This window comes from Pseudomonas sp. AL 58 (assembly GCF_036348395.1).
Classification (GTDB): Bacteria; Pseudomonadota; Gammaproteobacteria; order Pseudomonadales; family Pseudomonadaceae; genus Aquipseudomonas; species Aquipseudomonas defluvii.
In genome coordinates, this window is the sequence record NZ_JAZBQR010000005.1 from 282,988 (window position 1) to 306,874 (window position 23,887).

The window sequence follows — 23,887 nt, forward strand, 5'->3', positions numbered from 1 at the left end:
GTAGACAGTTCAGCGCGCAGGCAGACGACACAGAGTACCAGTCGCGAGTACAACGATCAGCACGACAGGTAAAAGTCAGGCGCTTCTACTGACCGCTGCCCCACGTGCTAGTCGTGATCAACAGTGACCTCCTTCCAACTGTCATCTGGATCAAAGCGCTTCATCGACTGCGCCAATTTATCACCAGCAGGCCCCAGGTCTTTCTCGAACACCTGCCCTTCATGACTGATCATGAAACTCATCACCCCGGTGTCAGCATACTTCGCCGGCCAGGCGATCAGTGCGAAACCACGGCTCATCTTGTCACCGATGAGGTAGCTGTAGGCGCCGCCGGGTGCCGAAGGACCTTGGCCATCCAGAATCCTAAAGCGGTAACCATGCCAATCTTCGCCGGCAATGGTTTTGCCGAACAACGGCCCCAACGAGCTGATCTGACCGCTGTCGTCGTCCGCCCAGTAGAGGCCGTCATGCTTGCCGGGGGTGCTGAAGATTTTCTGCGCATATTCGAGTGCGCCGTCACCATCACGGTCGACTGATGCATAGTCCGTCTGGGCGTCGTGATAGGTCAGCACCGATTGCAGCGCAGCGAGTTCGTTTCGGCCAATTCGACGTGCACGGATTTCGGCACTACCGGCCTTGATGTCGAAACGCCAACTGTTCTCGCCTTTTATCAGGGGTATGGGCAGTGTCCAGTGGTCACTGCCAACAGAAAGAAGCGCCTTGTTATCACCAGTTTTTTCAATGCGGTGTTGTTCATGGTATTGCTGCAAAAACGCATCCACATCGCTGCGCTGCACGCCTTCGCGCGGAATGAAACTGCGCCATTCCTCACCGAGCAACTCGGTTAAACGTGCCTGATCGGCATGCTCCGTCCCCACGGCTTCAACGAACGCTTCAGCGGCCTTTTCAGGCGTTGGAAATGCCAGCTGTGCGGCAGCAATGCACGACCATGCCACACTGGCAGCTATCACCAAGGCATGAGGGCACAGGCCCATGAGGGCCGTTACTCGAGGAATGTTTTTCAACGTCGCCCTCCCCTTTGACGTGCAGGTGGATTGGACGGCCGACTGATCGGGTTGCCGGCTGATCGCGAGGCACTGGGGCGCTGGGCGGATACCTGGCTGGTACGACCACGACTGGCTTGTGCGTCAGCCTGGGACGGCGAGCGAGCGCCGGCAAATACATTGTTGCGGGCACTGCCAGTGCTGGCGGATGGCCGTTTTTGCGCAGCCTGGCGTGCCTGCAACTCGCCCTGGCCACGTTCCTGGGTGGCATTCCTGGGTGGCTGACTCTCCCGAGTGTTTCTGGCTGTACCTTGGCCCCTGTCAGACGACTTCAGCCTGTCGTTACCTGCTTGCAACCGATTGTTGTCCGGGGCGCCGGGCTGAGCTGCATTCGCGCGATCACGGGCTTCGCGGTTGCTGGTGGCCGGTCGTTCCATACCGTACTTGTCCATGGAACCCCGGGCCTTCTCACGAGCCTGGGCTCGCTGTGCATTGTCCCCGCGATAAGCCTCACGCTGATTGGCACCGTTCAGTTGCCGGCCATACTGTTCGCGGCTCCTGCTGTCTCGATAGGGAACGCCATCGCGGTGAACGGCGTTGTGCTGCCACTTGTTCTGATTGTTGGTGATTTGGTTGTTTCGATTGATGGTGTTGTAGCGATTGACGTCGATATCAATGTCGTTATTACCCCAGTCACAATCGCCCCACAGCGAGCCGATGATCGCCACACCGGTACCGAATGCCAGCCCAGCCAGCAATGCCGAGCCGGGGTAATAGGCAGGCGGCGGTGGGTAGTACACCGGAGGTGACGCGGGATAGGCCCAGGCACCATAGGTGGTTGTCGGGTTATAACTGGGTACGTACACCACCTGCGGATCGGAAGGCTGGATGATGATGGTCGAGGTACTGCTAGCGGGGGCGGAGGTCGCATTCGTGGGGGCCGGGGCCGTAGCAGCCTGAACCGTCACATTCTGATATTGGTTGCTCTGAAGGTTGCCTGCTGCTTGCGCCTGATGACGCAAGCGTTGCACGCCGCCCATGACATCGTCGGGTTGCGCCAGGAAGGCATCGCCCAGGCGCTGTACCCAGACGGGATCTTGGCCCAGCGTTGCCAGAACCTGCGGGAACGCAACCAGCGCCTGCACGCTAGGGTCCCACGGCTGGTTCGCCACTTGCTTGACCGCATCATCACCCTTGGCGTCCGGGTGTGCTTTGGACCAGGTTACCGCTTCGGCGACCTCCCCGGGGTACGTGGTGGCCATCAGCACCTGTGCCAGCAGCGGGTCCGGGTAAAGCGCAATGGGCGCGAGCATTTGATCCAGCTGTTCCTGGGTAAACACGGCATCTTTGGCCGCCGCCGTGACAGCCGCTGTATCGGCAGTGTTTGCGCTCTCGGTCGCATCCAGTGGTTGCGCCAAGCAGGAAAACCCGGTCAAGAAGAGTGCAGCGGACACCGCGTAAAACAATGGAATGCGCATTGCACCTCCAATGTGGTCAGGCAGGCTTGCAACAAGTGGGTCAATGCCAGGGAGGCGAAGGCCGACTCTGCACGCTGCAGACCTCCATCTCGATGCCGTTCGTTAATGGTAGCAAACGTATAGCGTTGGCCACTCATTCACTGCAACGCATGGGGGGGCAGACGCTTACGGTCTAATTGAGTCTTGGTCGGACTCAGCAGCCAGCTCCAGCTTCAATCGATCAGCCTTGCTCACATATTTAGGCTTGTTCTTCGGTGCCAGTTTGGCACTCGCCTTTTTGGCATGAGCCTTTAACAACTGGTTTATTTTTTTACGACGGTTCATTTGTGTCTGCTCAGCATTCAATTTGGCGAATGATATCAGCTTGGAATATTCAACCCGAAGCCCTGATAACATCCCTTGTTCATGCGTAACGACTCGATCAGCCTGAGTGCCGCGTTAGCCAACACTGACTGCGTGACGGCGTATTAGTCGAATGTTGAGGGGCGCAGGCAACCGAGCGCCATGGCCACCAGGCTATCGAGTAACGCCGGGGATTCGAGCTGGTTCGGCATGTCCTCCAGTACGGACCGGATGACGCTGCGCAGTCCCTGCCCGAGCAAGTAAGCCGCCAAAGCAGGGTGCTCGGTAGCGATCTCATCCTGGTAAAGGTGCAGGAGCGGCAGCCATGTCGCTTCGATGAACTCTCCCGCCGTGTGATAAGGGCCGCGCCACATTCCCAGGTGCAAGGCCGAGTGATAACGCAAGTGAAACGCCTGGTTCAATTTGAACAGACGTGTTTCGACCCGAATGATATTGGCCAGAATTACCCGCAGCGCCGACTTCAAGGGCACGCCAACCAACCTTTCGCGCAGCCTCAATAATGCCTCGGATTCCTCATCGAGTACTCGCTCGTACAGCAAGGCGACGATCGCGTCCTTGTTGGGGAAATACTGGTAGATCGACCCAACTGCGACCCCTGATATTTCCGCGATGCGCGCGACGGTCAGCGCTGCCTCGCCTGCTTCATCCAGAATCTGCAGGCACGCCTGCTCCACAGCATCGACCAGTGCGCGAGAGCGTGATTGAGTCGGACGCTTGCGTAACGCAGGAAGCTGCTCCGGCTTAGACGTTGGGGCCATCGTGGTTTCATCGCCTCTCTTGCTCATGAAAACCCGAGTGCTGCGTTTATCGCCGCACCACGATTTATATATTTATCCATTTAAATCAATCACTTAACTTCAAATTCCAGGGCTTCCGGAATGCGAATATCTCAACGTTGGCGACGTGAGTATGATCATTTTCGTCGATCAGACAACGTCTAAACGCAGCGTGATACGGCCCATAAGATCGGATATTCCAACCCTACCGGGAGATTGCCTATGTCTTCATCGTTCAGCGTCCAGCCTCTTGGCCCAAACCTGGGTGCCGAGGTGCTTGATCTAGATCCCGCTTCAATCGTTTTGCCGGAAACGCTGGCGGCGCTTGAGGCGCTACTTGTAAAACATGAAGCCATAGTGCTGCACGTCCCTGGGCTAAGGCCCGAGCAACATTTGGCAATGGCACGGTACTTCGGTGAGCCTGAAGTTCACACCTTCTATCCCAACCTGGGCGAAGGTTTTGAACAGATCACCGTGATCGACTCCAAGCTGGGCGACCGCGCCGATATGTGGCACCACGATGAGAGCTTTCTGCCAAGCCCACCTATCGTCACCATGACACACGCTCAGATCTTGCCGCCGTGTGGCGGCGACACCTGCTGGATCAGCATGACCACGGCTTACGACGAGTTGTCCGAGCGCATGAAGCGTTACCTTGAAGGCCTTGGCGCCTGGCACGACATGAACGGGCCAATGACGGCCGCATTGCGCCAGAACGTTGTCACGCATGATCGCTATGTCGAGGTCATCAACATGAACCGTCGACACCTGCATCCGCTGGTTATTCAGCACCCGGTATCAGGTCGCAAGGCGTTGTATCTGAGCCCGACCTACACCACCCATATCGACGGCCTGGCCACCCAGGAAAGCGATGCGATCCTTGCCTACCTGAATGCACATTGCCAACACGTTAAGTTCGGCTTCCGCCATCGCTGGCGAGTGGGTGACATGGTGCTCTGGGACAACCGCAGCGTGCTCCACAACGCCATCCTGGACTATCAACCGCATCAACGGCGCATGCAGCGTACCTCGGTATTCGCTCGCGGGCCTTTCCACGCGTAACTCTCAAGGAAACAGCCATGCTGAAGGATGAACTGAACTACGATTTGCTGACCCGTTACATACCCAGGCCAGGTCGCTATGCGCTGCTGCCTGAATTGACTCCGCGCCAGAGCGTGGCGCTACTTTGCCGGGTGTTATCTCGCGAAGGCTATAACGACCACATCGCCGGTCACATCACCGTTCGCCAGGACGATGGCACTTACCTGGCCAACCCTTGGGAACTCACCTGGGGAGAAGTGACCGCCTCGGATATCGTGCGCCTCGATCAGGAAGGCAAGGTGATCGAGGGGGAATGGAACATCACGCCGGCCATCAATCTGCATATGGATGTGCACGTAGCCCGTCATGATGTGGGCGTGGTGATCCATAACCATCCGCGATGGGGATCGGTGTGGTCGGCGGCCGGACGAATTCCGCCGATTTACGACCAGACATCCGCGTTGGTTGACACTGACCCGGTACTCTATGACGAGTATCGAGGCACGGTGGAAGACACTGCATTGGGCCGAGCTGTCGTCGACGCACTGGGGACGCAAAAATGGGCGCTGCTCGCAAACCACGGCGTACTGGTGGTGGCCAATGGCATTCGCCAGGCGCACTTGCGCGCTATCACATTGGAGTGGCGCAGCCGTCTGGCCTGGCATGTCGAAACGCTAGGTGGCGGCTCACCATTGCCCGCTAGTGTCGCTCTCGCAACCGGAACGCGCACCGATACGAACGGCTTCCCGTTCCTGTGGGAGGCCATGGCACGCGAGGAAATCCGGCGCGATCCAGGCGTTCTTGAGTAAGCCTCTCTCAGCCAGGTCGGAACGGCTGTCAGAGCGTACGACTGACCGAAACCTCCAGACGCATCACGCCCCGAACGCGCGGAGCAGAGTTGTTGTGTCTGGACCACCAACAAACCCGCCTGAGTGGTGAGCCCCCTACTGAAACGTCTTTCTTTCAGATTTACGCGAGTAAAAGCTCGACCTCCACCATTGCTTGAGGCGCTGGCTGAGTGGCTGGTTGTCTTGCTTTAACTGGCCACTCAGCTTTTCAAGCCCGCTCTCGTTGCCTTGTCCAGGCCAGCTTTATGTTCTCAACGCTTGGTACAAACCTGGACATATGCCGTATTCCCACAACCGGTACCCTCCGCCCTGCGATGGTAGCGGTGAACCCGTACGTCGCACGGTAGGAAGACGAATCGACATGGTCCAATGCCTCACCGTTGCCGAATGCCTCCCACATGATCCTCGCGGCGGACGGGCTCCCCAACCCATTGCTGTACGCGATGATCAGTTCTGGTTCAGCGAGCGACATCGTCACCCGTTGGAAAAACTGCATTGATTTGCGTGTCAGTGACTCCAGGCTCGCAGCAGAGGATCCTAGCGCAACTTTTTGTATCGATGCGGCATCTTTGGAGCACATCAACAGTGCATTGGTGTAAATGGTATCGCGCCACTCAAAACCCAGTGCGGTGGGTAACTCTGTCAGGCGCCGAGCCAGGGTTTTCGGCCCCCAACCGCCATCAAGGCCATAGGCAACATTGGAAAATTCAGGCTGATCGTAACCTGCACCTATTGAACCGGCGTTGGTGTGGACGGCATCGGCAAGAGAGCCGTTAAAGCCGACCATGATCAGACGCTTGCGGCTTGGTGGTGCCGCGAGCAACTCGAAAGCGCAGTCGAAGGGGCGTGCGTTGTAATCTCCAATGGCCAGGTCGCCAAGTGCTTCAAGAATAAAATTGCGGGTTTGCAGAAGCATGACCTCGTCCTTTTGGCATAGCGGCCCATTGACATTATTGAGCCTTAACATGATTGAACAGGGTCTCAGCGAGACCGTCCACCTAGCGCAAGAGGTCAGCGGTCAGATTTTCCAGGAGCATCACCATGACCAAGATAGTCCCCGATCCCCCGCACACCAACATCCTGAAAACCACCGCCTGCGCCACGTTCGGTTCCTGCGAAGACAGTCACGATCCGCTGTTCAGTGTTCGCGCCGGGCTCAACGTCGAAGACGTGCTGATCCACCTCACCATCCTGCTACGCTCCGCCTACGCCACCAACGAACAGGCCTGTCAGGTGGTCGACAGCGAAACCCGTCATCTGCTCTGGTCCACGCGCACGGCCGTTGATATGGCTCAAGGGCTGGCGCAGGCGTTACTCGGAGGCATGGAGGCCGACCGGTCAAGGCCGGAAGCACGCTAGCGGTGTATGCGGGTAGTGGCATAGCGCCCTGCCCGCTTGGTGTTCATGGCCGCCAATCAACTCACAGACGTGGCGGCACCGTTGGTGGGGTCCCCCTCACAAAGCATCTGTTTGAGGCGTTCACGCTCCTGTACGCCCGGCAGCACACCCGAGGTCAAAGCCTCCAGCACCGTGACGCCTTCTGCGTTGAGTATTATCACCTCGGCCTTTGCCTGCCCCCGCTCGTTGATGTCAGTGATGCGCCAATGGCACGTGATCTGTTCGCCTGGGTAAACCGGGCGTTTGAACTCGAATTGCATCCCTGTCGCCAGCCAACCAATCTGCCCGCCGATTTCAGTGAGCAGGCTGGCCGTCAGAAGACCGTGGGAAATGGGCGCCTTGAACCTGCGCAGTTCGGCATAGCAGGCATCGCAGTGAACCGGATTGTAGTCCCGAGATATCTGTGCGAACTGACGAACATCGTCCTCTGAGAAACAGCGGGATACTGTAAAGCAGTCGCCGACCTGAAGACCTTCAGCAGCACGTTCTCTCGGGCTTTTCATGTGGGGTTCCTTGGCTACTGATAGTCGGCGGTTAAAACGTATGCTCGGGGCCGGGAAATGTTCCTGCCTCTACCTCACCTGCAAAGTCCCTTGCCGCGGTGTGAAGGATCGAACGTAGATCGGCGTACTGCTTGACGAACCGCGGCAGCCGCCCCGTGCGCAGCCCGGCCATGTCTTGCCAGACCAGCACTTGGGCATCGCATTGGTTACCCGCGCCGATCCCGACAGTAGGAATCGAAACAGCTGCAGTGATCGCGCCACCCACGTCCCCCGGCACCATCTCGATCAAGATAGCGAACGCGCCCACGGCTTCAAAGGCTTTGGCACTGTCGATCAGTCGCTGTGCATCTTCGCCACGACCCTGTACGCGGTATCCACCTAATTGATGTTCCAGTTGTGGAGTAAAACCGATATGCGCCATGACGGGGATACCCGAGCTGACAAGCTTCTCAACCTGCGGCAACACCTCGATACCGCCCTCCAGTTTCACAGCGTGCGCACCGGCCTCCTTCATGAACCTGACGGCCGTGTTAAAGCACTGCTCCACCGAAGCCTGGTAAGCACCAAAAGGCAGATCCGCAATCACTAGTGCTCGCTGTGTCGAGCGAGTTACCGCGCGCACCAGCGGGATAAGTTCATCAACGGTTACCGATAGGGTGTTCTCATTGCCATAGACATTGTTCCCGGCAGAATCCCCCACCAGAAGGACAGGTATCCCGGCCTCTTCAAAGATAGCGGCGCTGTACATGTCATACGCAGTGAGCATCGCCCACTTCTGGCCGTCAACTTTCATCTGTTTCAGGTGTGAAATTCTGACGCGGGTCGCCTGTTGGGCACGAGGGGCACTGCCATAAGGTGAAGGCTGGTCGCTCATCGGGGGTCGCCTCGCTGAAATAGAATTAACCGGACAGCTGCCCGGCGAGCAGCACTACCGCGATGATGATCATGGTTGCACCAGAGAGCCGGCTGATGAGGTGCGCTGCAGCCGGGCGTGCCCGAAGAACGGCTTGTGAACCAAACCCGACCAGCAGATAGATCACACCGCAACTCAAGGCGTGTATGAGCCCCAGCGCAATGATCTGCATGGGAACGGGCCATGGCGCGGTGACATCCGTGAATTGAGGCAAGAGTGCCAGGAACAGCAGGAACACTTTCGGGTTCAGCCCGCTCACGCAAAGCCCCTTGACTGCCCAGCGCGACCAGGAGCCCGATGCCTGACGGGCATCAGCGTGCGGTGTAGCCGGATGGGCAAGCATATTGATGCCCAACCAAAGCAGATAAGCGCTCCCGGCAACGGTCAGTACCGACAGCGCTACCGGGTGGCTGGCAACCAGCGTGCCGACACCGCCTGCCACAATCACGGTTGCAATCAAGTGGCCAGACAGCAGCCCGGCCACCGCAGGTATGACGACACGCCCCTTCAGGCCCGCCGAAATCGCATACGCCCAATCCGCGCCGGGCGTGATAATGAACAGAATCGACACCGCCCAGAATGCAACGACCACACTGAACGTCATCGGGCCACCCGCCCCTGCTGCTTACTCATCATCATCTGCATCGCCTCACTCCGTGAATCAAACGCCGCCCTCATCTGGTCGCCAGAAAAGTGCAGCTGTTAAGGGTACGAGGAAGATTAGTGAAATCTTGCTAGAATTTTCTTTCGAATATCATCATGTACGTGCCGCTAACCGGGAGATTCTTCTACATGGACAGGACTGATCGGAAGATTCTTGCCGAGCTTCAAAAAGATGGTCGTCTATCGGTCACCGAACTGGCCGAGCGCGTGGGCCTGAGCCTTTCCCCGTGCCATCGGCGTGTACGGGCACTGGAAGAGTCTGGCGTGTTGCTGGGTTATCGCGCACAGCTGAATCCCGGCGCACTGGGCCTGAATTTTTCTGCCATGGTGTTTGTAACGCTCCGAGAGGGCGACAGGCGCGCCGTCGAGGCGTTCGAGACGGCGCTGATTGACATTCCCCAGGTGGTCGACGCTCAGCGACTGTTTGGCGAGCCGGACTACCTGCTTCAGGTCATCACTCAGGACCTGCCGGCCTTCCAGCGGCTCTACGATGAAAGCCTTTCGACACTGCCCAATGTGCAGCGGCTGACCTCCACCCTGGTAATGAAGCAAGTCATCCAGAACAGGCTTCTTCCTTTGTGATGGCGCAAGCCTGGCAGACAGGCACCGGCTCGAAGCCATGCCCGACGTGCTCTGCCGAACCTGCACAGGTGACCACAGATCAGCTATCCGTTGAACATACATCCGTTGTAAAGCCCCAGCGTCCGAGGCTTAATCGCTACAACTGCGATCTACACAACCTCACGCACTGACGAGAACAAAGGGCAGAACATGACCCTCAATGAAATGATCGACAACGGGTGCGAAAACCATCCTTTGCTCGCCGAATTGATCCGTCTTGAACCAACCACCTGGTTCAATCCGGCGCTGGCACCGACAGCGCAAGCGCTGGGTGATGTGCCGCTGAACGTCGCCGATGTCGACGACGCCGCCTCCCGACTTGAACGCTTTGCGGCATTTATCCAATCAGCCTTCCCCGAGACACAGGCCAGTGACGGTATCATCGAGTCACCGCTGCTGCCGCTGGCCCAGCTCCAGGCTGCCTTGTGCGCGGAGCATCAGCTGCCGATACAAGGCCGGCTATGGCTGAAGGCCGATAACCTGCTGCCGATTTCTGGCTCGATCAAGGCCCGGGGCGGTATCTATGAAGTACTCAAGCACGCTGAGGACCTGGCCCTGGCCGGCGGCTTGCTTCAGCCCGGCGACAGCTACAGCACGCTGGACAGCGATGAAGCCCGGGCCTTTTTTGCCCAGTACAGTATCGCGGTCGGCTCCACCGGCAACCTCGGCTTGTCGATTGGCATCATGAGCGCGCGCCTGGGGTTCAAGGCCACCGTGCACATGTCCGCCGATGCCCGGCAATGGAAGAAAGACCGGCTGCGCGCCTGCGGGGTCGAGGTGATCGAATACGCCTCCGACTACAGTGTGGCGGTGGAACAAGGCCGCAAACAGGCCGAGATGGACGCGAAATGCCATTTTGTCGACGACGAAAATTCTCTGAACCTGTTCCTCGGCTACGCCGTGGCCGCACGCCGGCTGCAACGCCAGCTTGACGCTGCAGGCATCACGGTAGATCAGGCGCACCCACTGTTCGTCTACCTGCCTTGTGGTGTCGGCGGTGGCCCTGGCGGGGTGGCGTTCGGTCTCAAGCAGGTTTTCGGTGATGCGGTGCACTGCGTCTTTGCTGAACCGACGCACTCGCCCTGCATGCTGCTGGGGGTTTACACCGGGTTGCACGATGCGGTCAGCGTCTACGACGTCGGCATCGACAACCGCACCGCCGCCGATGGCCTGGCAGTGGCCAGGCCATCAGGCTTTGTCGGGCGCGCCATGCAGCGCTTGATCGACGGTTACTACACCGTCACCGATGACGAACTCTACCGCCTGCTGGCCCTGATGGAGGCTACCGAAGGCCTGAAGCTGGAGCCCTCGGCACTGGCCGGGCTGCCCGGTTTCCTGCGGGTGTTGCAGGAGCAACAAGGCTACAGGGCACGCCTGGGGCTGGATGACCCACGTATGGCCAAGGCGACGCACATCATGTGGGGCACCGGCGGCAGCATGGTCCCGGACGAAGAAATGGACGCCTACCTGAGCCGGAGCCGTACACTACTGGCTGGACACTAGCCCTTGATCGCAGCGCCGTGGCCACAGGTTATTCGTCTACCCCAACCGCGAAGCCATGCCCCAGCGTGTACAGGTGCTGATTGACTGGCTCAAGCAGTGTGCCGACGAACCCGTGCAGCCTTGACTCAAGCGTCCTTCAGCAACCGCTCAACCTGGGCCAGTTCCCAGGTACTGAGCAAACTGACCGGGTCGGTACGTTGCCAATTGTCGCAGGCCCCTACTCGGCCATCCGGGCTCTGACCACGCAGGCAGTGGTGCAGGCTGTTGCCGCTGAAGTCGAGCGTCAGTTGCCACCCTTCAATGCCAACCTCCAACAGACCATGCCCAGACGGCTGGCCAAGGCGCTGCAAGGGTCGAATGCCCAAGGCGGCGTCTCGCAAGCATTGGTACACCTCGCGGGCGGTCAAGGGGGTCATCAGTTCACACTCGGCAGGTGCATGGGCGCTACTCGCTATTTTCCAGACAGGTACACGGTTGTTGCTTGATCTACCTTGCGGCGGCCAGGATGTTACCGTATTGACGGCTGACGCTGCATGCAAGGACGACGCGCACCCGCGCGCCGATCAACTTAAGGGCAGGCACAAGGGGAGATAAGTGCATTTATTTGAAACGCCGAGGCTGATTGGGCGGCATCTATCACAGCACGATCTACCCGCGCTGGCAGCAATGCTGAGCGACCCTGAGGTGATGAGGTATTCGGTGCGCGGGGTATGTAACGAGCAGGCCACCCGGCGTTTTATTGAATGGTGCCTGGCCTGCTACGCCTCGCTCGGCATAGGCCCATGGGCCTTGGTCGAAAAAGCCACGAATGACCTCGTCGGATTTTGTGGCGTTGGGCCGGAAGTGATTGATGGCGCAGAAGAAGCCAATCTGGGGTATCGCCTGGCCAGAAGGTACTGGAACCAAGGGCTTGCCTGCGAAGCGAGCAACGCTGTTGTTGACTGCGTTTTTGCTCGAAAACAACTGGCGTCTGTCGTTGTAGTCATCGAACCGGAGCACGTCGCCTCGTTGAGGGTGGCTGAAAAAACCGGCTTTACGACATTCGAGTTACGCGAGTTTCATGGCCGGCCAGTGCGCATGTACCGTTTGAGTCGTGAGGACTGGATGTGCTTGCGGCACGGGGCACGCCAGCACCAGGACGGGTAAGGGCAAGCCCCTACCCGTCCAACACTGCGCCTTGGCTCACATGGCGCAGCGGCTGGCCGCGATCAGATGCGGAAGGTTCCGACCAGATGCTTGAGGCGGTTGGCTTCACGCTCCAGATCGTTGCAGGCGCGCAAGGTCGCTTGCAGGTTCTCGACACCGTCCTGGTTGAGGGTATTGATCTCGTTGATGTCCAGGTTGAGCGCCTCGATCACCGATGTCTGCTCTTCTGTCGCCGTGGCCACGGACTGGTTCATATTGTCGATTTCACCAATACGCTCGGTGACAACCCCAAGGCTGGAGCCGGCCTGATTGGCGATCAAGACGCTACTTTCGCTGTCGCGTTGGCTTTCTACCATCGTTTCTACCGACTGCTTGGAACCAACCTGCAACTCCTCGATCATGTGCTGGATTTCCTGCGCCGAGCTTCGTGTGCGATGGGCAAGGTTGCGCACTTCATCGGCGACCACAGCGAAGCCGCGCCCGGCTTCACCGGCACGCGCTGCCTCAATGGCGGCGTTGAGTGCCAGCAGGTTGGTCTGGTCGGAAATACTCTGGATGACCTCAAGGATCTGCCCGATGTCGACCGTCTTGCCGTTCAGCGCCTCGATGTTGCCACACGAGTCACTGATCCTGGCGGACAGCTGGTTCATCGTCTTGATGGTGGCGTCCACAATGCTCTGGCCTTCTTCCGCCCGCGCCCGCGCATCGCTGGCCTGGTGTGCAGCCTCTGCCGCATTGCGTGCAATTTCCTGGGCAGCAGCACCCAGTTCATTGATGGCCGCAGCCACGCTATTGGTACGGCTGGCTTGTTCGTCGGAGTTGAGCATCGACGAATTGGAAGCCGTGACCACTTGGGTCGCCACATCGCTCAGATGGAAAGCCGACGACGACACTTCGCGGATAGAGGCATGAATGCGCTCGACAAACTGGTTAAAGGCCGTGGCCAGCTCACCAAATTCGTCCTGAGTATGTACCGTCAGGCGCTTGGTCAGGTCCCCTTCGCCCTTGGCAATGTCACGCATGGCAACACCCATGGCGTTCAGCGGGCGCATCAGCACGTGGATCAGGACGCCGAGCAACAGCATGATCACAGCGACCGCGACCAGCGTGGTGATGATCGCTGACGTGCGGTACTCGCTGAGCAGCGAGTAGGCCTTGGCTTTATCAACGGACAGTACGATGTACCAGTCAGCGGAAGGCAGGCCGTCGATATGGGCAAAACTGAGAATGCGCGTACCGTTCTGGTTGCTCGCCTCGCTGAAGTTGTCGCCGATACGTGGCGTATTGTGAGGGTACACATCCTTCAGGTTCTTCATGACCAGGCTCTTGTCTGGGTGAACCAGAATCCGGCCATCACTGCTCACGAGGAACGCGTAACCCAAGCCATTGAAGTTCAGCGAATTGATGGTGTCATTCAGCACGTTGAGGTTCAGATCGCTGCTCAGCACGCCCGCGCTGCCTGCAGGCGTTGCGATGGCTACGGTCAGCCCGCCGGTGACCACGTCGACATAGGGCTCGGTAAGGATGGTGCCTCCAGCCGCCTTGGCGGCCAGGTACCAAGGTCGTGTGCGCGGGTCATAGCCATCAGGCATCTTGCTGTCCGGGCGCATGGTAAAACGGCCGTCAACACTACCCAGGTAGGTGAACACAAAGTTCGACAGCAGCGTTTTTTGTTCCAGCAGGCCAACGACCTCCTCAGGTGCCGGGTTACGGACAATCGACTGGGCGGTGTTTTCCACCAGCAAAATGCGCCCTGCCAGCCAGCTCTGGATGCCCTTGGCAGTGGCGCCGCCAACATCGTTGAGATAGTTCTCCAGGCTCTTGCTGACCGCATCGCGCTGCAACGAGTAACTATAGAGGCTGGATAAAGAGAAAATCATCACCACTACCACAGCGGCAGCGAGCAGAATTTTCTGGCTGAATTTTAGCTGATTGAACATGCACATAATCCTTGGCGGCCACGACGTGTTAAACGCGCTGGCAAAAACTTTATATCCGATGATTTTCAGGCGAGTGGTACTGCGGCGCAGCGTTCATGACGTTAAATCGCAAGGCACACGGCAAACCCTGAATAAGTTGAGCGGTTATGAATGCGGTATGTGAAAGTTACAAACCCGATGGTTCTTTTTACGATGCCATCCGTGAATACGCTTATAAATAATCTGCTCCTGGGCCGATACGCACACCCTCACAGCTCAGACCTGCACATCGCCAGCGCAGGATAATATCACTTTAATATCGCCACGTAAGCATTTTGACGTCATTTTGCCGACGCCATGTTTAAGCCTTGTGACAGGCCGGGGAAAACCTCTGACAGCACCGCGCACAGATTGATAGCCCACTATCCATTCGTCGTATACCGCACGATTTTTTGCTCCCAGAGGGTTAACATTAACCACACTAAATCAATGGATTACCGGGTTTTTTAATGTTGTCACGGAAACACTCTGCGCAAGCACTGCCTGTAGACGCACACTTCCTAGCCTTGCTGAATGCCACCGACTGCGCCAAAGCTACTTGGCAAAACACCGTGGAACATCTAAGTACTGTATCCGACGAGGTTTGGCTTTCTAGAATGCAAGAGCTTGATGAACTAGAACGCCAATACCGGACGTGCCAGGACACGCTGTTTCAGCACATCAAGAACACCCTCGAAACTGTCGAAGAATAACCACCCTCAGACGTGGAAAAGCCCTTGCCAGAACGCAAGGGTTTTTTATTTAAAGAGCCTGCTACCCAACGGCAAGTACTAACGCCTTGCGCGGCCGCTGCGTTGGCACAACACTAACGGGTGACAGGTAACCCGAACCGCCGCCAAAACGAGAACTCCCTGCATGGAAATCAACGCCGACTTCGACCAGCGTATCGTGCTGCACGCAGCACACATGCCCTGGGTAGACTCCCCTATGCAGGGCGTGCAGCGACGAATGCTCGACCGCATCGGTAACGAAGTTGCACGCGCCACCTCCATCGTGCGCTATGCGCCTGACAGCCAGTTCAGCCCTCACACCCATGACGGCGGCGAGGAGTTCATCGTACTGGAGGGTGTGTTCCAGGATGAACATGGCGACTACCCTGCCGGCACCTATGTGCGCAATCCTCCAACCTCGCGGCACACACCCGGCTCCAGCGATGGTTGCATCATCTTCGTCAAACTCTGGCAGTTCGATCCGGCAGACCGTCATCACTGCGTGATCGACATGAACCACGCAACACTGACACCGGATGCCCAACGCCCGGGTATAGGCGTTATCCCATTGTTCCAGGACAATCACGAAACGGTACGCCTGGAAGTGTGGGTGCAAGGCACGCACATCGAGATGGCATGCCCGGATGGCGCCGAAATGCTGGTGCTGGCCGGTGAGGTGGAGGTTGATGGCGACCTGCTTACAGCCCTGTCGTGGATGCGCCTGCCCAAAGGCGACCATTTGGTCGCCACAGCGGGCGCTGATGGCGCCAGCGTTTGGATAAAAACAGGACATTTACGTCGCATTACTACACCACACAGTGCCTAGCCAGCACACGCCGATCAGCTCCAGGGGTGGCGAGGTGGCTTGACGCCATTGAGCGCATAGTTGCCAACGATGTGGTACTTCCAGCGTACCGGGTCGTGCAGCGTATGCACACGGGCGTTGCGCCAATGACGGTCAAGCCCGTATTCCTCAAGGGTCGACCGGGTACCCGCCAATTCAAACAGGCGGTTGCTGGCCAGGATTGCCACTTCGGTGGTCAGCACCTTGGCTTCGGCGGTGAGCAGCGAGGCCTGCGCCACGTTGTCTTCTGTCGGCTCGCTCAGTGCATGGTCAATCGCATCAGCCGCCAGGTCCAATACCGCATCAGCGGCACGCAAGCGAATCTGCAAATCGCCCACCTGCTGAATGATGTACGGATCATCCGTGGCTTTCTCCAACCCCGAGTCGATCCATGGACGGGTATGCCGGCGCACATAGTCCAGGGTATCGTTGAACGCGCCGCGGGCAAGGCCTGCATCGATGGCAGCCTGGATGAACTGAGAAATGGCACCGCCTGCGGTCGGACGGTCGAACGCCTTCCAGATCGGCACCACCTGCGCGGCAGGTACCCTTACCTGATCGATCAGCACCGTACCGCTGGCGGTGGTGCGCTGACCGAAACTGGACCAGTCGTTCACCACCTTCAGCCCCGGTGCATTGCGTGGCACCACGGCCAGGTGCGGCAAGCCTTCCTCGGTAACCGCGACAATCGGCACCCAGTGCGCCAACAGCGCCCCCGTGGAAAAGAACTTCTGGCCGCTCACCACAAAATCGTCGCCTTCAGCGCTGATACGGGTCTGGAAGTCTGCTACGTGCTTGCTGCCACGCTCGGAGAAGGCATTGCCAAAGCGTGCGCCTGACAGTGCCAGGTCGAAGAAAAAGCGCTTCTGCTGCTCACTGGCGTCAAAGGCGATGTGGGCCAGGATAACGAAGTGGTTCTGCGCCAGTTGGCCCAGTGAGCCGTCCGCCGACGAGATCTGCTTGAAGACTTCACCGACCGTTCGGTAACCGGCGCCCAGCCCACCGTACGCCTTGGGTACCACGATGCTCCATAGCCCGCTCTGGGAGTATGCGTCGAGTTCGGCAACCGGCAGACGCCTCTCGCGATCACGCGCAACGGCCTCACGGGCAAACTCGCTGGCCAGGCGCCGGGCCGTTTCAATGGCCTGCGCTTCACTGGTCAGGCGCTGTGCCGGCGTGCTTGATTGAGTTTGGATAAAGGCGTCGGCCTGCTCGGCCAATGGGGTGTTCAAGTCAGTCATGGCGAGTTTCCTTCAAAAACGATAGGCAAGATTGAGGCTGTACACCGTCGGGTCGACATCGACGCTGCCGACCTTCTGGCCGTCGATCTTCACGGTGCTGTCGATTTTCGCGTAGCGCACATCGCCGCCGAGGCTCCAGTGGTCATCAATGGCAATATCGAGCCCCGCCTGGAAGGCCGCCCCCCAAGAGTCGGAGAGCTCCAGCTTGGCGCCGTTGTCCAGATGTTCGTCGTAGAAATAGGTGTAATTCAGGCCGACACCGACAAAGGGCCGCACACGGGCGTCAGGGGCGAAATGCCACTGCAGCGAGACAATCGGCGGTAATTGCTTGGTGCTGCCAACCTTGCTGCCGTTCAGTTTGATGTCGTGTTTGAACGGCAGACCGCCCAGTACGTCGATGGCAAGGTTTGGTGTCAGGAAATACGCCAGGTTGAAGGTCGGGCCGGCATCACTGTCGATATCGACCGTGCCAGGCTGAATGCTGCCAGAGTCGGAGCTTGGGACGATATTGCTGACGCCCAGGCGCACTTGCCAAGGGCTGTCTGCCGCCAGAGCGAGGCCATTCGCCGCCAGCAGCAGCCCCCCCAGGGCGGCATGGCGAAGCCAGTGTATTGACATGCGGTTCTTCCTTGTCGATTTCGATTGGACCTGGGTGCGGGCTAAACACCGCACCGGCTAAGGCACTGTTTCGGTATGTCCGGCGGACAGGCTGCAGGACTATCAGCAGCTTTTGTGCCAATCGTATCCAATTGTTTTTATTGAATATTTTTTCAGGAAGAACACCGCCACTGTTGTTCGCGCAACAGCCGTCATACAACGCTGTTAGCCACTGGACAGCGGCTTGAGCAGAACAGAAGGCGCCGTACCGCACGGGCGCTGAACGAACGGTTCGCCACCTATACTTAACAAGTAGCGTACGGGCGGGGGTTCAGGCATAGCAGAACCCACCCATTCTCGAACCTCTTCTGGGGGACCGCGGTCTTGAATCGACGCGCCCTGACCGTGACCCTGATCATTGCACTGCTGGCGGGAATCCCTGGCTGCGCCTCAAAAGCGCCGGCACCCGAAACGCAAGCGCCCGTGGTGATACCTGAATCCACCTGGCAGCAGGTGGACTGGGAAATTGTCAGTGCTTCGCAGGCAGTCACAGAGTCGGTCAAAGACTACGCACGCCGCTCGATGAAAGCCTGGCGGGACCGCGTCTACCAGCAGACCGAAGCCGACTTCATTCCCTGGTTCACCAGCTACTGGACCCAGCAATGGCTGACCATCAAGGTTGCCTGGTACAAAATGAACGCCGGCAATGACACTGAACCCGGCGAAAAGCGCCTGGCCGCATACCTTCAAGAGCAATATCACGAACGGGTATTGGAGCCGGTCGCCAAGGAGATTGATCCCGATGCGGTCATGCAACAAGCCATCGCGCTGTACGCCCAACTGCTCGGTCCGCAACTTCAGGGTATCGTGCAGCGCTATCGTTTACCGCCCGACCAATTCAACCTGCGGCTCAGCCGTATCCCTGCGATCAGCCTGGGGCCACCCCCTGCCCTCAATGCATCGCTTTACCAGTTGGTCTACACCAACCCTGTCAGCAAACTGCCGGCGTATGCGGCACTGGTAACGCAGGTGCGCACCGCGACGGGCGCAGGTGGCGCAGACCAGGCAGATGCGGTGTTGTCCTCGGTTGCACAACGCACCAGCGAAAAACTGGAGTCCACCCTGCCCGTGCGCGGTGCGGCGAGCGCAACGGCGGCCGCCGTTGGCCGGGTTGCCGGAATGATGATTTCACTGGTAGTGACGGGCGTTGGTGCGCTGATGCATGACAGTGAGCGGCCTGAAATGATCGAGCAGCTCAGGGTCATATTGAACGTCGCCCTGGACGAAGAATGGGCAACACTGCTGGAAAACCGAGCCTCGGGAGTCATGGCCGGGGTGTATTACCTGGCAGAGCAGATCGAAAGCAGCGTTCGCGCTACCGATGCCCCGCCAGGGCCTTACGAACCGCAACCGTAAGGCCTAGCCTGTCATTAAATCAAACGATACAGGCACTGCGGCTCAACAGGCCCAGTCGTCAGTGAGGAGCAAGCTCCAGCACAATCCGCCCGCCACACGGGCACTCATCCATATGCCGATGCGCGGCGACAAACGCCTCGAACGGATAGACCTTGCTGATCTGGGGTGTCAGCAAGTGGTCGGCGGTGAACTGGTTGATGTCACGCAGTGCACGCTGCAATGCCACATGGTCCTGAACAATGCCCAGCTCCGGCTTGCCGGTGAAGTTGCCAATGCAGTGAACGAAAAACTGAATGTTCTTCTGGAAGGCCGCACACGCCGGGAACGGCGTCTGGTTACCGCCCTGCAAGCCGTACAGCACCAGGCTGCCACGCGGTGCGAGGACATCGCCCAGCAACGACATCTGCGGCCCGCCCAGCCCATCGAGCACCATGTCAACGCCACGGTTTTCGGTGTACTTGTTGATCTGCATGAGCAGGTCCTGCTCTTCAGTGACGATCACCTTCTCGGCACCCAAACCAAGCAGGTAGTCACGCTCACTCGCTTGCTTGGTGGCAGCGATGACCCGAATGCCCAGCGCCTTGCCCAGTTGCACGAAGGCAGGCCCGGCACAGTGGCTGGCATCGGTCACCAGCGCCGTCTGCCCGGCCTTGGCCCTGGCCAGGTCGACATAGGCAAAATAGGCAATCAGCAAGGGCGTGTAATGAACACTGGCCTCGACAGGGCTGAGGACATCGGGGTAGCGCGTCAAGGCATCTCGCGGCAACACAATGACTTCACCGTACACCGGGTGCGTATTGGCGCTGCTGGCCGGAAAGCTGGCGACCTTGTCACCAACGGCGAGATCATCGACACCCTCACCCACGGCCATGACCACGCCCGCCATCTCATGCCCGATGCCGGCCGGCAGGCGAACCTGAGACGAGGCGAGGTTCTGCCGCCAGAGCACGTCGTACCAACTGACGCCGATCGCCTGGACGCGAATCTGCACCTCGCCGGCAGCCGGGGTCGGCGCTGCCTGCTCTTCGCATTTGAGCACCTCGGCCGGACCGAACTTGTGGAAACGGATCATGCGGGACATCGCAAACCTCGCCAAGTGAATCGCTAATACCCTGAACTCTATCGGGGCTTTCCTGGTTAGGCCATCCGTGGCTATTAATAGTCGACATGCCTGTCATTGATTGAAGGTACTGGCATACGTTCAATTTATTCGGTGCAGGGTAGCAGCCTTTCCCCTTAAGATTCACCCCTGCCCCATCCAGTGAAGCAAAGCGATGAACCGTAACGACCTGCGCCGCGTCGACCTGAACCTGCTGATCGTCTTCGAAACCCTGATGCATGAACGCAGCGTGACCCGTGCAGCGGAGAAACTGTTCCTCGGCCAGCCGGCCATCAGTGCCGCACTGTCGCGCCTGCGCACGCTGTTCGACGACCCGCTGTTCGTTCGCACCGGCCGCAGCATGGAGCCATCGGCACGTGCGGTAGAGATCTTCGCCCTGCTCTCCCCCGCGCTGGACTCCATCTCCACCGCCGTCAGCCGTGCGGCCGACTTTGACCCCGCCACCAGCACGGCGGTCTTTCGCATCGGCCTCTCCGACGACGCCGAGTTTGCCCTGCTGCCGCAACTGCTCAAACGCATTCGCGCCGAAGCACCGGGTATCGTGCTGGTCGTGCGGCGGGTGAACTACATTCTGATGCCGGCCTTGCTCGCCTCGGGCGAGATCTCGGTGGGTGTAAGTTACACCAGTGACCTGCCGGCAAATGCCAAGCGCAAGGTACTGCGGCGCAGCAAACCCAAGCTGCTGCGGGCCGACAGCATGCCGGGCAGCCTCAGCCTGGACGACTTCTGCTGCCGCCCCCATGCACTGGTGTCGTTCGCTGGTGACCTGAGTGGCTTTATCGACGAAGAACTCGCCAAACTCGACCGCAAGCGCCATGTCGTACTGGCCGTGCCACAGTTCAATGGCCTGGGTAGCCTGCTGACCGGCACCGACATCCTGGCCATCGTGCCCGACTACACCGCCGAAGTGCTGACCGCTGCAGGCGGCTTGCGCGCCGAAGAACTGCCGATCGACGTCCGCAGCTTTGAGCTGCACATGGCCTGGCGCGGCGCTCAGGACAACGACCCGGGTGAACGCTGGCTGCGTTCGCGGATTCAGATGTTCTTTGGGGATCCGGATAGCCTTTGACGCTTGCGACAAACCTGTGGGGCCTTATTCATAGGTCGGCCCTGCATCCGCCCGTTCAAGTTCACCATGCTGGCTCTTCTGCCGCGCCATCAGACCAGCCAGTATCGGCTGCTCCAGCAACCACTGCACGATCGCCTGGCTGCCTTCGCTGGTTGATGAAACGCCATGAATGCCATGGCCCGACTCGGCAGCGCCGTCTCGACCATCAGCACCTGTCGGGAATTTTCGCCAATAAACACCTAGATATGAAACAGCGTTTCCTCGCCACCAAGTGGTCCACCGGCCGCAGTGACGCACCAACGATGGACGAGGCAATGGTGGGCTTCGACTGCCGGATCAACGAAATCCGCGGCGCGGGCAGCCACAGCATCCTCTACCCAGTCACTAGGCCAGTCTTGCATGGGCCTGCTGGCACACCGCTCAAGCTGGCGATCTGAGCCAGGGGCGCGCCCAGGAAGGAAGGCGACTCAGCCTTCCTCCAAACGTGCTTCGTTGTCGCGAATGACCTGCACGGTCTGCGGGTCATTCGCAACGGCTTCGAGCAGAGAGCTCAACAGCCCGGGGAAACGGCTCTCCAGGTCTTCGCGGCGAATCGACAGCAGGTTCTCGCGACCATAAGGGCGTTGCCAGATCACACCGCTGTCACGCAGGACACGCCAATGGTGGGTCATGGTCGATTTCGATGCCCCCTTGAGAATGCGCCCACAAGGGTGTTCCTCACCATCGGAAAGTACCTTCAGCACGGTCAGGCGCAACGGATTGCCAAGTGCTGTCAGGACGTTTTCCAGGCGGATCTGTTCAATGCTGGGGTGGTTGGCAGTGTACATGCGATACCTCAATAACTTTACAAGGATCACCGCGTACTGAAGCATGGAAGCGCGTCGGCACAGCGGTTTCCTCGTATTGAACAGGTACGATTCCATGTCGCGCCCTTGGGGGAAAGCAATCTCCCATTGACCTCGGGCCGTCAGCCTATGGCTGTCTGCATCTGGAATCGCGACTGTTTGTTAGTACGAGCAATGTAGGACTATACACCAGTTTTGCAGCGCTCCGTGAGCCAGACACGGCAAACGTGCTACCTGATGCCCTTGAGGCGCAACCCATTGGGCCTTGCAAAACAAAGGGTTGAAAACCATGCGGAGCGGATTAAGGGATTGTTTCAAGGTGTAAAGCCGGCGCCAGGATGCAACCCTGGCGCCGGAAGACGGGCATCTACTGAACGTTCACTGACTCGGGCTGGTAACCACCGCCCAGTGCCGTCACCAGGCCCACTGCCGAGTCAACCTGCTTGCTGCTCAACAGGGCAAGACGCAGTTCGTCCTCAATCAATTGCTCCTCGATATTGAGCGAATCAAGGAAGTTGTTTTCTCCGACTTCAAACCGCTCTACAGCCAGATCGAAGGACGACTGGGCCGTATCGCGCGCAGTACGCTGCAGGCCGATCTGCCGGTTGACGGCCTGCAGTTCGGTCACCGACGTCGCAACCTGGTGCAACGCCGTGTTCAACGTGGCGTTGTAGCGGGCGATCGCCAGGTCCAGGTCGGCGTTGCTCTGTTTGAGGTCGGCACGCAGGCGACCGGCATCGAACAACGGCACGGTCACGGTTGGCGTGATGTTCCAGAACCGGCTGACGGTGTCGTTGAAACTGTCGCCAGACATGGCATGGATACCGCCTGCGGCACGCAGGTTGATGTTGGGATAGAAACGGGTCTTCACTGAGGCCACCGTGCGAGACTCGGCCTCAACCCGCCAGCGGGCCGCGACGATGTCTGGACGCCGCCCAAGCAGTTCGGCAGGCAGGCTCTCCGGCAACGCCACCTCGGTGCTTTTCAGCGGCTTGGGCCGGACGATGTCGCGGGCACCGTCAACGCCCGCGCCGAGCAGGGCCGATAGCTGCAGGCGGGCAATTTCCACATCGCTGCGCGCCCCCAGCAAGCTCGCCTCGGCGCGCGCCACCAGGCCATCGACCCGCTGCAGCTGGGACTTGTTGTCCAAACCGTTATGGAAGCGGTCACCGGTCAGGCTCTGCAGGTTGCGCAAACGCTTGAGATCACGCTCGCTCAGGTCGACCACGTCCCAGGCATAGGTCAGCTGGTTGTAGGCCTTGACCACGTTGGCGGCCAGCAGCAAGCGCGCCGACTGCAGCTCGACCTCCGCGGCCCGGGCCTGGTTGACCGAAGCCTCCCAGGCACTGCGCTTACCGCCCCACAAGTCGAGGTCGTAGTCGAAGGTCACGCCCAGGCTGCGCACACTGACATAGCGATTGCCCTGTCCGGCGAAGTCCTCGCTGTGCGACAGCCGCGAGCGGGACACACCCCCTGCGGCATCGACCTGTGGAGCACGGTCGGCGTCGTAGTATTCCTGGTAGGCGTTGGCCTTGTCCGCCCTCGCCCGCACCTCCTGCAATCCGGGGTTGCTCGCCCAGGCCTTGGCCACCAGACGGTCGAGCTGGGCATCGGCATACTGCTGCCACCAATTTTCGGTCGGCCAGGGCGCGGCTGGCAGCCGCGCGTCGGCCAGGGATGCCGAAGGCGCTCCCTCGGGGGTCAGCAGGGTCTGACGATGGTCGATGCCGGCGTAGTTCACGCAACCACCCATTACCACCAGGGCCGCCAGCGACAGCGGCCGTGCACATCGTGTCATTTTCAACATTG

Annotated in this window: 25 protein-coding genes and 1 pseudogene; 10 read left to right on the forward strand and 16 right to left on the reverse strand. The window is 59.2% G+C overall.

Going from position 1 to position 23,887, the window contains the following annotated elements; all coding sequences use genetic code 11:
• Positions 1 to 107: 107 nt before the first annotated feature.
• The 4 genes from UIA24_RS08870 to UIA24_RS08885 form a co-directional block, all read right to left on the reverse strand.
• Complete coding sequence (locus UIA24_RS08870) at positions 108 to 995, reverse strand: DUF2950 domain-containing protein (protein ID WP_330522741.1); 888 nt, start codon at positions 993 to 995, stop codon at positions 108 to 110.
• A gap of 26 nt (positions 996 to 1,021) precedes the next feature.
• Entirely contained in the window at positions 1,022 to 2,482 is a 1,461-nt protein-coding gene (locus UIA24_RS08875) for a DUF3300 domain-containing protein (RefSeq protein WP_330522681.1), read from the reverse strand.
• A 165-nt stretch (positions 2,483 to 2,647) separates the two neighbouring features.
• Complete coding sequence (locus tag UIA24_RS08880; RefSeq protein WP_099776657.1) at positions 2,648 to 2,806, reverse strand: DUF2986 domain-containing protein; 159 nt, start codon at positions 2,804 to 2,806, stop codon at positions 2,648 to 2,650.
• 143 nt (positions 2,807 to 2,949) lie between these two features.
• Positions 2,950 to 3,630, reverse strand: a complete 681-nt coding sequence (locus tag UIA24_RS08885) for a TetR/AcrR family transcriptional regulator (protein ID WP_099774586.1) — start codon at positions 3,628 to 3,630, stop codon at positions 2,950 to 2,952.
• A gap of 213 nt (positions 3,631 to 3,843) precedes the next feature.
• Here UIA24_RS08885 and UIA24_RS08890 point away from each other — a divergent pair, with 213 nt between their 5' ends.
• Both UIA24_RS08890 and UIA24_RS08895 read left to right on the forward strand, forming a co-directional pair.
• Positions 3,844 to 4,683, forward strand: coding sequence for a TauD/TfdA dioxygenase family protein (locus UIA24_RS08890; RefSeq protein WP_099774584.1), 840 nt, complete (start codon positions 3,844 to 3,846; stop codon positions 4,681 to 4,683).
• Positions 4,684 to 4,700: 17 nt separating this feature from the next.
• Positions 4,701 to 5,471, forward strand: a complete 771-nt coding sequence (locus tag UIA24_RS08895) for a class II aldolase/adducin family protein (protein ID WP_099774582.1) — start codon at positions 4,701 to 4,703, stop codon at positions 5,469 to 5,471.
• A gap of 247 nt (positions 5,472 to 5,718) precedes the next feature.
• On the opposite strand, the gene UIA24_RS08900 is transcribed toward UIA24_RS08895, so the two are convergent.
• Entirely contained in the window at positions 5,719 to 6,426 is a 708-nt protein-coding gene (locus UIA24_RS08900; RefSeq protein ID WP_218195300.1) for a hypothetical protein, read from the reverse strand.
• A gap of 125 nt (positions 6,427 to 6,551) precedes the next feature.
• Between UIA24_RS08900 and UIA24_RS08905 the strand changes: the two genes are divergently transcribed.
• Positions 6,552 to 6,869: a DUF3077 domain-containing protein gene (locus UIA24_RS08905; protein ID WP_099774580.1), complete on the forward strand. Its 318-nt coding sequence runs from the start codon at positions 6,552 to 6,554 to the stop codon at positions 6,867 to 6,869.
• A gap of 56 nt (positions 6,870 to 6,925) precedes the next feature.
• Here the strand turns inward: UIA24_RS08905 and UIA24_RS08910 are convergent, their stop codons facing one another.
• From UIA24_RS08910 to UIA24_RS08920, 3 genes are read right to left on the reverse strand one after another with little or no spacing between them, the layout of a single operon-like run.
• A complete protein-coding gene (locus UIA24_RS08910) occupies positions 6,926 to 7,411 on the reverse strand; it encodes a MaoC family dehydratase (RefSeq protein ID WP_099774578.1) in 486 nt (161 codons plus the stop codon).
• A gap of 31 nt (positions 7,412 to 7,442) precedes the next feature.
• A complete protein-coding gene (gene panB, locus UIA24_RS08915; RefSeq protein ID WP_330522682.1) occupies positions 7,443 to 8,285 on the reverse strand; it encodes a 3-methyl-2-oxobutanoate hydroxymethyltransferase in 843 nt (280 codons plus the stop codon).
• A 25-nt stretch (positions 8,286 to 8,310) separates the two neighbouring features.
• Positions 8,311 to 8,928 (reverse strand): LysE family translocator, encoded by a 618-nt coding sequence (locus UIA24_RS08920; protein WP_330522683.1) that lies wholly within the window; start codon positions 8,926 to 8,928, stop codon positions 8,311 to 8,313.
• Positions 8,929 to 9,116: 188 nt separating this feature from the next.
• Between UIA24_RS08920 and UIA24_RS08925 the strand changes: the two genes are divergently transcribed.
• Both UIA24_RS08925 and UIA24_RS08930 read left to right on the forward strand, forming a co-directional pair.
• Positions 9,117 to 9,569, forward strand: a complete 453-nt coding sequence (locus tag UIA24_RS08925; RefSeq protein WP_065761496.1) for an Lrp/AsnC family transcriptional regulator — start codon at positions 9,117 to 9,119, stop codon at positions 9,567 to 9,569.
• Between the two features lie 189 nt (positions 9,570 to 9,758).
• Positions 9,759 to 11,111 carry a D-serine ammonia-lyase gene (locus UIA24_RS08930; RefSeq protein WP_330522684.1) on the forward strand — a complete coding sequence of 451 codons (1,353 nt, stop codon included), beginning with the start codon at positions 9,759 to 9,761 and terminating at the stop codon, positions 11,109 to 11,111.
• 125 nt (positions 11,112 to 11,236) lie between these two features.
• Here UIA24_RS08930 and UIA24_RS08935 read toward each other — a convergent pair whose 3' ends face one another.
• On the reverse strand, positions 11,237 to 11,527 hold the full coding sequence (locus tag UIA24_RS08935; protein ID WP_330522685.1) for a DUF7693 family protein: 291 nt from the start codon (positions 11,525 to 11,527) through the stop codon (positions 11,237 to 11,239).
• 178 nt (positions 11,528 to 11,705) lie between these two features.
• On the opposite strand from UIA24_RS08935, the gene UIA24_RS08940 reads away from it, so the two are divergent.
• Positions 11,706 to 12,257: a GNAT family N-acetyltransferase gene (locus UIA24_RS08940; protein WP_330522686.1), complete on the forward strand. Its 552-nt coding sequence runs from the start codon at positions 11,706 to 11,708 to the stop codon at positions 12,255 to 12,257.
• 62 nt (positions 12,258 to 12,319) lie between these two features.
• On the opposite strand, the gene UIA24_RS23285 is transcribed toward UIA24_RS08940, so the two are convergent.
• Together UIA24_RS23285 and UIA24_RS23290 are read right to left on the reverse strand one after the other, a co-directional pair.
• Positions 12,320 to 13,084 carry a methyl-accepting chemotaxis protein gene (locus UIA24_RS23285; RefSeq protein ID WP_371917239.1) on the reverse strand — a complete coding sequence of 255 codons (765 nt, stop codon included), beginning with the start codon at positions 13,082 to 13,084 and terminating at the stop codon, positions 12,320 to 12,322.
• Between the two features lie 90 nt (positions 13,085 to 13,174).
• A pseudogene (locus UIA24_RS23290) lies at positions 13,175 to 14,203 on the reverse strand (HAMP domain-containing protein); the annotation flags it as partial.
• Positions 14,204 to 15,091: 888 nt separating this feature from the next.
• On the opposite strand from UIA24_RS23290, the gene UIA24_RS08950 reads away from it, so the two are divergent.
• Positions 15,092 to 15,772, forward strand: a complete 681-nt coding sequence (locus UIA24_RS08950; RefSeq protein WP_099774566.1) for a cupin domain-containing protein — start codon at positions 15,092 to 15,094, stop codon at positions 15,770 to 15,772.
• A 14-nt stretch (positions 15,773 to 15,786) separates the two neighbouring features.
• On the opposite strand, the gene UIA24_RS08955 is transcribed toward UIA24_RS08950, so the two are convergent.
• Both UIA24_RS08955 and UIA24_RS08960 read right to left on the reverse strand, forming a co-directional pair.
• Positions 15,787 to 17,031, reverse strand: a complete 1,245-nt coding sequence (locus tag UIA24_RS08955; protein WP_330522687.1) for an SfnB family sulfur acquisition oxidoreductase — start codon at positions 17,029 to 17,031, stop codon at positions 15,787 to 15,789.
• A gap of 12 nt (positions 17,032 to 17,043) precedes the next feature.
• Positions 17,044 to 17,649 (reverse strand): OmpW/AlkL family protein, encoded by a 606-nt coding sequence (locus UIA24_RS08960; protein WP_330522688.1) that lies wholly within the window; start codon positions 17,647 to 17,649, stop codon positions 17,044 to 17,046.
• A gap of 363 nt (positions 17,650 to 18,012) precedes the next feature.
• Here UIA24_RS08960 and UIA24_RS08965 point away from each other — a divergent pair, with 363 nt between their 5' ends.
• Positions 18,013 to 19,044 (forward strand): hypothetical protein, encoded by a 1,032-nt coding sequence (locus UIA24_RS08965; RefSeq protein ID WP_330522689.1) that lies wholly within the window; start codon positions 18,013 to 18,015, stop codon positions 19,042 to 19,044.
• Positions 19,045 to 19,102: 58 nt separating this feature from the next.
• Here the strand turns inward: UIA24_RS08965 and UIA24_RS08970 are convergent, their stop codons facing one another.
• The gene (locus tag UIA24_RS08970) at positions 19,103 to 20,125 is read right to left on the reverse strand and encodes a zinc-dependent alcohol dehydrogenase family protein (protein ID WP_099774558.1); all 1,023 of its coding nucleotides are present in this window, start codon (positions 20,123 to 20,125) and stop codon (positions 19,103 to 19,105) included.
• A gap of 193 nt (positions 20,126 to 20,318) precedes the next feature.
• Between UIA24_RS08970 and UIA24_RS08975 the strand changes: the two genes are divergently transcribed.
• Together UIA24_RS08975 and UIA24_RS08980 are read left to right on the forward strand one after the other, a co-directional pair.
• Positions 20,319 to 21,233, forward strand: a complete 915-nt coding sequence (locus UIA24_RS08975) for a LysR family transcriptional regulator (RefSeq protein WP_099774556.1) — start codon at positions 20,319 to 20,321, stop codon at positions 21,231 to 21,233.
• Between the two features lie 245 nt (positions 21,234 to 21,478).
• Positions 21,479 to 21,670: a hypothetical protein gene (locus UIA24_RS08980; RefSeq protein ID WP_177442403.1), complete on the forward strand. Its 192-nt coding sequence runs from the start codon at positions 21,479 to 21,481 to the stop codon at positions 21,668 to 21,670.
• Positions 21,671 to 21,700: 30 nt separating this feature from the next.
• On the opposite strand, the gene UIA24_RS08985 is transcribed toward UIA24_RS08980, so the two are convergent.
• Both UIA24_RS08985 and UIA24_RS08990 read right to left on the reverse strand, forming a co-directional pair.
• Complete coding sequence (locus tag UIA24_RS08985) at positions 21,701 to 22,060, reverse strand: ArsR/SmtB family transcription factor (RefSeq protein ID WP_065758978.1); 360 nt, start codon at positions 22,058 to 22,060, stop codon at positions 21,701 to 21,703.
• 385 nt (positions 22,061 to 22,445) lie between these two features.
• Entirely contained in the window at positions 22,446 to 23,885 is a 1,440-nt protein-coding gene (locus UIA24_RS08990) for an efflux transporter outer membrane subunit (protein WP_330522690.1), read from the reverse strand.
• Positions 23,886 to 23,887 lie beyond the last annotated feature (2 nt).